General features: G+C 43.6%; 12 protein-coding genes. 1 reads left to right on the top strand and 11 read right to left on the bottom strand.

The genetic code is table 11. From position 1 onward, the window contains the following. Window positions 1-22: 22 nt before the first annotated feature. The 7 genes from rpsR to ABDZ72_RS06185 form a co-directional block, all read right to left on the bottom strand. A complete protein-coding gene (gene rpsR, locus ABDZ72_RS06215; protein ID WP_343751826.1) occupies window positions 23-253 on the bottom strand; it encodes a 30S ribosomal protein S18 in 231 nt (76 codons plus the stop codon). A gap of 58 nt (window positions 254-311) precedes the next feature. Next, entirely contained in the window at window positions 312-788 is a 477-nt protein-coding gene (gene ssb / locus ABDZ72_RS06210; protein ID WP_343751825.1) for a single-stranded DNA-binding protein, read from the bottom strand. 15 nt (window positions 789-803) lie between these two features. After that, window positions 804-1,094, bottom strand: coding sequence for a 30S ribosomal protein S6 (gene rpsF, locus ABDZ72_RS06205; RefSeq protein ID WP_343751824.1), 291 nt, complete (start codon window positions 1,092-1,094; stop codon window positions 804-806). Window positions 1,095-1,252: 158 nt separating this feature from the next. Continuing rightward, complete coding sequence (gene ychF / locus ABDZ72_RS06200) at window positions 1,253-2,353, bottom strand: redox-regulated ATPase YchF (protein ID WP_343751823.1); 1,101 nt, start codon at window positions 2,351-2,353, stop codon at window positions 1,253-1,255. A 213-nt stretch (window positions 2,354-2,566) separates the two neighbouring features. After that, complete coding sequence (locus ABDZ72_RS06195) at window positions 2,567-2,764, bottom strand: DUF951 domain-containing protein (RefSeq protein ID WP_343751822.1); 198 nt, start codon at window positions 2,762-2,764, stop codon at window positions 2,567-2,569. After that, window positions 2,764-3,681 carry a mechanosensitive ion channel family protein gene (locus ABDZ72_RS06190; RefSeq protein WP_343751821.1) on the bottom strand — a complete coding sequence of 306 codons (918 nt, stop codon included), beginning with the start codon at window positions 3,679-3,681 and terminating at the stop codon, window positions 2,764-2,766. Before ABDZ72_RS06190 ends, ABDZ72_RS06195 begins: the two co-directional genes overlap by 1 nt. A gap of 78 nt (window positions 3,682-3,759) precedes the next feature. After that, window positions 3,760-4,785 (bottom strand): YkvI family membrane protein, encoded by a 1,026-nt coding sequence (locus ABDZ72_RS06185; RefSeq protein ID WP_343751820.1) that lies wholly within the window; start codon window positions 4,783-4,785, stop codon window positions 3,760-3,762. A gap of 83 nt (window positions 4,786-4,868) precedes the next feature. Between ABDZ72_RS06185 and yyaC the strand changes: the two genes are divergently transcribed. Further along, a complete protein-coding gene (gene yyaC, locus ABDZ72_RS06180) occupies window positions 4,869-5,462 on the top strand; it encodes a spore protease YyaC (protein WP_343751819.1) in 594 nt (197 codons plus the stop codon). A gap of 72 nt (window positions 5,463-5,534) precedes the next feature. Here the strand turns inward: yyaC and ABDZ72_RS06175 are convergent, their stop codons facing one another. From ABDZ72_RS06175 to ABDZ72_RS06160, 4 genes are all read right to left on the bottom strand, one after another. Further along, window positions 5,535-6,242, bottom strand: coding sequence for a DUF554 domain-containing protein (locus ABDZ72_RS06175; RefSeq protein WP_343751818.1), 708 nt, complete (start codon window positions 6,240-6,242; stop codon window positions 5,535-5,537). A 25-nt stretch (window positions 6,243-6,267) separates the two neighbouring features. Next, window positions 6,268-7,422, bottom strand: a complete 1,155-nt coding sequence (locus tag ABDZ72_RS06170; protein ID WP_343751817.1) for an aminotransferase class V-fold PLP-dependent enzyme — start codon at window positions 7,420-7,422, stop codon at window positions 6,268-6,270. 213 nt (window positions 7,423-7,635) lie between these two features. Next, window positions 7,636-8,478: a ParB/RepB/Spo0J family partition protein gene (locus ABDZ72_RS06165; protein WP_343751816.1), complete on the bottom strand. Its 843-nt coding sequence runs from the start codon at window positions 8,476-8,478 to the stop codon at window positions 7,636-7,638. Next, on the bottom strand, window positions 8,459-9,232 hold the full coding sequence (locus ABDZ72_RS06160) for a ParA family protein (RefSeq protein ID WP_343751815.1): 774 nt from the start codon (window positions 9,230-9,232) through the stop codon (window positions 8,459-8,461). The genes ABDZ72_RS06165 and ABDZ72_RS06160 overlap by 20 nt, the downstream gene beginning before the upstream one ends. Between the last annotated feature and the right edge of the window lie 101 nt (window positions 9,233-9,333).

Below are 9,333 nucleotides of genomic sequence, written 5' to 3'. Positions count from 1 at the left end.
GATGAATCGGGTCTTTCCACTATTAATCCGCTACATACGGCAATAATGCCATTTGACGGGCACGTTTAATTGCTACTGTCAATTTACGCTGATATTTTGCAGATGTTCCAGTAACACGGCGTGGAAGGATTTTCCCGCGCTCCGAAATGAACTTCTTCAAAAGATCAACATCCTTGTAGTCAATGTGTGTAATGCCATTGGCTTTAAAATAACACACTTTTTTACGTTTTGCACGACCACGACGAGCTGCCATTTGAACTCCTCCTTTTCATACTTATAACCTGGAAGCTAATCCATTAGACTACGGTCTTCTAAAATGGTAGATCATCATCCGATATATCGATCGGTTGTCCGTTATCTTTGAACGGGTTATCGCTGGCCGGTTGTTGATCCGGCTGATTCTGGTTCTGATTGTGGTTCTGGTTTGGCTGATAACCTGATGACTGCTGTCCCTTGTTTTGGGAAGATGCCTTTGATTCCAGGAATTGCACACTATCGGCAACAACTTCTGTCATAAAAACCGTTTTTCCGTCCTGGCCTTCAAAAGTACGCGTTTGAATGCGTCCATCAATACCGACCATGCTGCCTTTTTTCATATAGTTTGCCAGATTTTCAGCGGCTCTGCGCCAAACAACACAATTAATAAAATCAGCATCCCGGCTGCCTTGCTGATTTGAAAACGGACGATTAACCGCCACGGTAAAATTGGCTACAGCCACGCCACTGGCGGTATAGCGCAAATCAGGATCCTTCGTTAATCTGCCAACTAGAACGACACGATTTAACATCAGAACCACTCCCTATTATTGTTCATCTTCTCGAACTGCCATATGACGGATAATGTCATCAGTAAACTTCGCCTGACGATCGAATTCATTGATGGCATTTTCATCACCGCCGAAGTTGATGACAACATAGTACCCGTCACGGTAGTCGTTAATTTCATATGCAAGACGGCGCTTGCCCATTTCATCAACTTTTTCAATCTCCGCCCCGTTATTCGTCAATACGTTGTTGAAACGCTCAATCAAGTTAGTCTGCGCTTCTTCCTCCATATCCGGGCGGATGATGTACATGATTTCATATTTTCTCATCCGTTACACCTCCTTTTGGTCTTAGCGGCCCTTATCCAACGAAAAGAGCAAGGAGTAATTAGTTATTTATTACTCACAACACAGTATTATACCAAATGATTTTATGAAAAACAAGCATTCGAGAGATCCTGATTTTTTACCGAGGGAAACAGTATGGTTTAAACGTTGAAACGGAAATGGATAACGTCGCCGTCCTGGACAATATACTCTTTTCCTTCAAGCCGGGCATTGCCTTGTTCTCGAGCCGCAGCCATGGATCCTGCAGCCATTAAATCCTCATAGGAAACGGTTTCGGCTCTGATAAAGCCCCGTTCAAAGTCAGAATGAATAACACCCGCTGCCTGTGGGGCCTTCATCCCTTTACGGAAGGTCCAAGCACGTACTTCTGGCTCACCGGCGGTAAAAAATGTTCCCAGTCCGAGCAAGCTATACGACCGTTTAATAAGTTGATCCAGTCCGGCTTCCTCAATACCCAAATCATCCAAAAATAACTCTTTTTCCTCTTGATCAAGTTCGGATATTTCTTCTTCAACCTTGGCACAAACGGTAATGACTTCAGCGTTCTCAGCTTCAGCGTATTCTTTCACCCGTTGAACCTCGTCATTGGCATACGGGTTCTGCACCTCATCCTCACTCACATTTGCTGCGTACAGCGCGGGCTTGGTTGTGAGCAGATGAAGTTCTTGAACTATCTTCCATTCCTCTTCTGAAAATTCCAATGCCCGTGCAGGTTTTTCCGCTTCAAGCCCTTCTTTCAAGGTTGTAAGCACGTCCAATTCCGCCATAGCATCTTTATCTTTTTGTCTGGCCATCTTTTCCACACGTTGCGTGCGTTTTGTGACGGTTTCCAAATCGGCAAGAATGAGTTCCATATTAATGGTTTCCATATCATCAACCGGATCGATCTTACCTGATACGTGGGTCACATTCTCATCTGCAAAACAGCGTACAACTTGCACAATGGCATCAACCTGGCGAATATTGGCCAAAAATTGATTCCCCAGCCCTTCGCCTTTGCTTGCCCCTTGAACAATTCCGGCAATATCCGTAAATTCAAACGTTGTCGGAATCTTTTTCTTCGGGTTTACTAATTCTGTTAATTTATCCAAGCGATGGTCCGGAACTTCCACAATCCCTACATTCGGATCAATTGTCGCAAACGGGTAATTGGCTGCTTCCGCTCCTGCTTGCGTAATCGCATTGAACATAGTAGATTTACCAACATTCGGTAGCCCGACAATTCCTGCTGTCAAAGCCATGTAACTTTCACTCCTTAAGGATTTCCATTCATATGAACGCTTCAGTCATACCAATTATAGATACAAGCCTTGCAAATGACAAGAAGCGAAAAAATAAAAATAAGCATTCGGTAATGCTTATTTTTGCGAAAATAGTCGGTAAAATGCCATTTTGTATCGGTAAGGCCTTCCTAAATGTCAATTATAGACCTGCAATAACCATTTTCTCATCAATTACTCGGCTCCTTTTTCTAAAACCTTTTTCATTTTTTTTGCGAACTCTTTACGTGGAATCATAACACTATGACTACATCCTTCGCATTTAATCCGGATATCCATACCCATACGGATAACCTTCCATCGGTTTTCACCGCACGGGTGCGGTTTCTTCATTTGCACAATGTCATTCAGTCCAAATTCCTTATCCGCCATTATTGTTCACCCTCCTGCATCTGTCTGTCCGGTTGTATATCCAGTGATGTCGGTTCCTGGCTGCGCGAATACATCACCAGACGAGGTGCTGGTATGTCAATGCCTTCCTTATAAAGCGCCTCTTTTATTTCCTTTCGCATAATGCGTGCACCTGCCCATTGATAGACCGGCAACGTCTCAGCGATAACACGAATGACGTAATGGGATGATTCCAACGTTTGCACCCCGATAACTTCCGGTACCCGAACAATTTCCTCATATTGATCCGGTAGTTCTTTACCAATTGTTTCAATAAGTTTCTCAGCTATAACAGCATCATTCTCATATGGTATATTGACATCAACAACCGCGAGCCCGTTATGGACGGAATAGTTCGTTACCTGTGTCACGTTTCCGTTCGGAATAACATGTTGCTCGCCTGTCCAACTCTGGATTTTCGTCGTCCGCAGCCCGATTTCTTCCACTGTCCCCTCTGCCCCGGAAACTAAAATATAGTCACCTACAGAAAACTGATCTTCAAATATGATAAAAAATCCTGAAATAACATCACGTACAAGGCTTTGTGCACCGAAACCAATGGCCAATCCAGCAACCCCGGCACCCGCCAGTAAACTTGTAATCGGCAAGTTCAGTACGCCCTGCAAAATCATGATAATCGCTATAAAATAAACCGTATATTTCAACGTGTTTTGAATCAATTTTTTTAGCGTGACTTCCCTTCGTTCTGTTATCCGGAATGGGTTGTGTGTCCTGTTTTCAAAAATACGTTCAATCATCCGGTTGCCAAAACGAATAACGAGCATTGCCAGAATAATAATCAGAATGGTGTTCAGCAATGCACTCCCAACGGAAACCCAAAGGTCCGCCCCTGTTACATAGTCCCACAACTGTTGCCATTTATCTTGTAAAATTTCCAAACTATTACCCCCGGATGCAGCTTTATACATTGATTTTACATCAATCATGCTGTCAAGAAAAGAAAAGAACACCCCTCTTTACACCTCCCTGTTTTCCTTATCGGCCCATAACGGATATAAAAGCAAACGGCTTAGGACATACAAATTTAAAATCCCATAAACCGGATATATATAACTAATGAGCGTGGAAAACCCCAGGGTGGTAAGTGGAACCATAACAGCAATCATCCCCGCTGCTAACATCCATATGGGAAGGTTCCATATACTTTGCAGACGGGTGGCAATACCGAGAATGCCTGCTGCTGCCGTAGTAAAAATGGCAAACCACAACAGAGCAGACATAAAAATAAGAATTTCGAATGGATAATGTTTCAATATGGCAAATAATGGAATCTCATATATTAATAATTCATCAGCAATCTGAATCAGACTGCTATTATAAATAAATGAAATAGTCCCCAGCGACAATCCACTCCCGATTGCAGCAACAACAATTTCCTGCTTGGACCGGACTTTATTGCCGACGGCACCGAGCACGGCTATAAGCGGCAGAACATTTAACGCCGTGAAAGGAAACGCTGCCGTCCAATTGCGCTGTTCATGCCAATCAGCAAGCACATCAAGTTCCTGATCCATAATGAATAACAATAAAATATAGATAAGACCTCCAAGCAAGAGCGGCAGCACAATCTGATTCATGGCCAACAGTCCATTAATATCCTTTAAAAACAAGGCGATCAGGCCAAGAGCGATTAGCACAACCCCCCACCAATATGAAAACCGGAAAGCTTGTCCGGTGGCGCCGCTTCCAGCAATCATGACAACTGTTGTTGTGAACAAATATAAAAAAATCATAATATCATATACGTTTGTCAACTTCGGCCCGACAATATCTTTGAGTACCGGCAAATAATCACTTGACTGCTTCTTATAACTTACATCCATAATGACATAGCTACTTATCGTAAAAAATAGCGTAAACAACAAAATGGCCAATCCGCTTTCATAGCCAAAAAATTGCCATAACTCCCGTCCGGAAGCATACCCTGCGCCTATAGTTGTCCCAATAATTAAAAACATCCATTTGAACCCTGCTCCCCACATCGCTTTGCCTCCATTATTTAACTAGGTATAGATTTTAATGTTTTCCCGTATACTAATACCAATATGATTGTGGAGGATAAGCTATGAATCTGATTAATCGTTTTATACCCAAAAAGGAAAAACTTCAATTGATGTACGATAATCCAGCACTGCTGGATCAAATGACAGATCGGGTTTTATCTTGGACACCTGCGGCAAGAGACTATGTTGTTATTTGCATCGGCACCGATCGTTCTACCGGTGATGCGTTCGGTCCATTTACAGGATCCTATCTACTTGAAGAAGATTTGAAACACATTCACGTTTATGGAACGTTGCATGAACCGGTGCATGCCGTCAATATGGCGCACTATTTTGATTTGGTTCGTATGGAACATCGCCATCCATTTGTTATTGCCGTTGATGCTTCTTTAGGGAAATACGCTTCTGTGGGCACCATTACAGCAGATATTGGCTCACTGAAACCCGGTGCTGCCTTAAATAAAAATCTGCCTGATATTGGCGATGTACATATGACTGGCGTTGTCAATGTAGGTGGGTTTATGGAATATGCTATTTTGCAGAATACGAGACTATCGCTAGTCGTTGCTATGGCAAAACGTATGGCGACTTTGCTGCATCAACTCGACGAACAGCTTGATCATAAGTTCAGCGTATCCTCATCTGTCATGCGCTGAACCATAAAAAAATAGCTATAGGACAGAGAGCACATTTGTGGCACCCCCGCCTTATAGCAATCATTTATCCGTCTAAAAAAGAACATACACACCATAGATGACTCCAACCGTTACAATGGATGGCAAAAGGTTTCCGATCCGTATGGATGTTATGTTGAGCAAATTCAGACCAATAGCCACAATAATCAGACCGCCGACTGCTGTCAATTCAACAATGAATCCATTCAGCACCTGTTCGGGAATCCAATCTTTAATTTGTGTTGCCAAGAGCGCAATAACGCCTTGATACAAAACAACCGGTATCACTGAAAATAGAACGCCAAAGCCAAGTGTTGTCGTTAGTACTAACGCAACAAACCCATCAAGAACCCCTTTGATGAGTAACACCTCATGACTGTTGCGCAAACCACCATCCAATGCGCCAACGACAGACATAGCACCGATCACAAACACAAGTGATGCCGTTACAAATCCTTGTGCAACGCTTGCATCATCGCTGCTGGAGCGGGAAAACGTATTCCCAATCCATTCACCGAGTTTATTCAAACCCGCTTCCAGCTTCAGCCATTCGCCGATGATAGCACCGGTAAGCAGACTCAGTAACACTATGATAATGGTTTCGGTCGACAGGGCCATCTGCATCCCAATCAAAATGACCGCCAAACCGACGCCGTTCATCACAGTTTCTTTGTAACGTTCCGGAATGTTTGAAAAAAACATTCCAATAAAACTTCCGGCTATAATGCATACGCCATTGACTATTGTTCCGAATAAAGCCATAACGCCAACTCCATTTATGAAGTGATTACAGCATTTGATAAGATGCCGTTATTTCCTGTATCGCCTCAAGGAAACGATTTATTTCCTCTTCGGTGTTATATTTGCTCAAACTGGCTCTGATAACACCCTGTTGCGTTGTGTTCAAAAAGTCATGTGTCAGTGGACTGCAATGAAGGCCGGCGCGGACAGCTATGTCATAATGTGCATCCAGTACCATCGCAATCTCCTGCGACGGTATATCCAGCACATTAAATGCAGCTATCGGCAGCTGACAATGGTCTTTGTCCGGACTATAACATGTGATTCCGTCGATGGCCTGCAATCCTTTCATCAAAGACCGACCCAGCATTGTTTCACGTGGAACATTGTTGTGCTCGTCTGATTCATATACGTTCAAAGCAGCATTTAAACCGGCTATACCGGGGGTATTCAACGTTCCGCTTTCGAACTTTTCCGGCCATTGTTGTGGATTTTCAGGTTCCTCTGAAAAACTGCCGGTACCACCGTGCTGAACCGGCTCCAAATCCATGGATCCTTCCATAAGCAGCATTCCTGTCCCCTGTGGACCCAACAACCCTTTATGACCAGGAAAGGCTAGCATGGTGATGCCCATTTCCCGCATATTTATCTGTAAATGCCCTGCTGTCTGCGATGCATCCAATAATACAGGAATGCCATGGTCACTGGCGACAGTAGCTGCATGCTCCACCGGAAGAACCGTCCCTGTTACATTGGATGCATGTGTTAATGCCAACAGTCGGGTCTCCGGTCGGATAGACTCCCGGAGTTGGTTTTCAAGTGACACTGTATCATCATTTCCGCTTACATATGTAACCTTAATGCCATATTTCCGCTGCAAATACGCCAAAGGCCGGCGAATGGAATTATGTTCAAACACAGTGGCAATGACATGATCACCCTCAGACCAATTGATTCCCTTAATAGCTTGATTAAGGGCAGCAGTCGCATTCGGAAAAAACAGCGCTTTACGTGGATCACTGCTCCCAAATAAACGCGCAGCCCGCTCACGCGTATCGGCAATCATTTGAGCCGCTTCCCTTGCCAGAAGATGGCTGCCTCTTCCTGGATTGGCCCCGATAGAATTCAATGCATGAACCATCGCCTCGCCCACTTCCGGAGGTTTCGGACGTGAGGACGCAGCTTGGTCAAAATATATCATGTTTCCACACCTCCAACCGATCATTCAATTCTCGCTGAACATCCAGAATAACTGTTTTGCGGTGTAAAAAAGACTGACCTATTACTTCCTAAGCCAGCCTTTTACCACTTTAACGTTGATGTGAACGTAAATCATGCGGTGGGTTTTCCCTTCCATGTATGATTATTGCACCATCAGATATTGATCGTGGTTGTTGTTACTTAATGACGACCTCTACTTTTCAAACGTTTCCAATATACGTTCCAAGTCTTCATGGGAATAAAATTCAATCTCTATTTTTCCCTTCTGTTTTCCTTTATTGATGGATACAGCTGTACCGAGCCTGTCTCGCAACAGCGATTCTTGTTTTTCCAAAAACATATCCTTGTTCGGTTTGGGCTGTGCTTTTGTTGCTGGGTGTTCATTCAAATGGCTAATTAACTTTTCCGCCTGACGTACGTTCAATTTCTCTTTGCGTATCTGATTAGCCACCGACATAATTTGATTTTTATCTTTGATGCCAAGCAATGCACGTCCATGACCCATCGTAAGTTCACCATCGTTAATGGCAGTGACTGTATCATCCGGCAGAGACAAAAGTCGAACAATATTGGCGATGTGCGACCTGCTTTTGCCCAATCGTTTGGATAACGTGTCCTGCGTCACACCAAGCTCATTCATCAGATTATGATAGGCATGCGCTTCTTCAATCGGTGTCAGATCTTCCCGTTGCAGATTTTCCAAGAGCGCCACTTCCATCATTTTTTCGTCCGTTAAATCTTTAACCACAGATGGCAACGTGTCAAGCCCGGCTTCTTTAGCAGCTCGATAACGGCGCTCCCCGACGACAATTTCATAGCCTTTAATGCTTTTACGAAGAATGAGAGGTTGGACAATGCCATACGCCATGATAGACTCTTTCAACTCTTCTATCGCATCAGTGTTAAATGTTTTTCTTGGTTGATACGGATTCGGACGGCATTCATCAACCGGAATCTCCTGAATGATGTCATCATCTTTTTCTTCCGCATCCTGGGGAAAAAGCGCGTTAATACCTTTACCTAACCCTTTCGCCATTGCTTATCACTTCCTTCGCTAATTCAAGATAGACCTCAGCACCTTTGGATTTTGGATCATAGGTGATAATTGGCTCTCCGTGGCTTGGGGCCTCACCCAACCGGATATTTCTCGGTATAACAGACTGATACACTTTTTCCTGAAAATATTTTTTCACTTCTTCAATGACTTGAATACCAAGGTTTGTCCGTGCATCAAGCATAGTAAGCAACACACCTTCGATCATCAGTGATTTATTTAAATGTTTCTGCACAAGACGAATGGTGTTCAAAAGCTGACTAAGCCCTTCTAACGCATAAAATTCACATTGAACAGGAATCAACACGGTGTCTGCCGATGTCATGGCATTAAGGGTAAGCAATCCCAATGAGGGTGGGCAATCGATAATAATATAATCATAAGCTTCCTTAAAGCTTTCCAGTGCTTGTTTGAGACGTATTTCACGTGAAATGGTCGGAACCAATTCAATTTCCGCACCCGAAAGTTGAATCGTGGCGGGTATTATATCCAAATTTTGAACCGGAGTGGACACACAAACATTCTCGGCGGGTAAATCCTCCACCAGGACATTATAAATGCATTGATCCATGTCAGCCTTGTTTACACCAACACCACTCGTAGCGTTTCCCTGCGGATCCGTGTCGACAACCAAAACGCTGTTATTCATGCTGGCCAATCCGGCACTTAAATTCACGGCTGATGTTGTTTTCCCCACGCCACCCTTTTGATTGGCAATGGCTATAATCTTTCCCATGATGTCACCTACCTCAAGTCTATATCTATTATTCTATCATGTCTTTAAAAAAATGGGCTATTTATGCGACCATTTGTAAGAAAAAATTAATCGGCAACCAT

The sequence above is a fragment of the Lentibacillus halophilus genome (assembly GCF_039522485.1).
Taxonomy (GTDB): domain Bacteria; phylum Bacillota; class Bacilli; order Bacillales; family Amphibacillaceae; genus Lentibacillus; species Lentibacillus halophilus.
The sequence above is the reverse complement of the archived record's forward strand: the minus strand, read 5'-3'. Positions and strand labels throughout refer to the sequence as shown.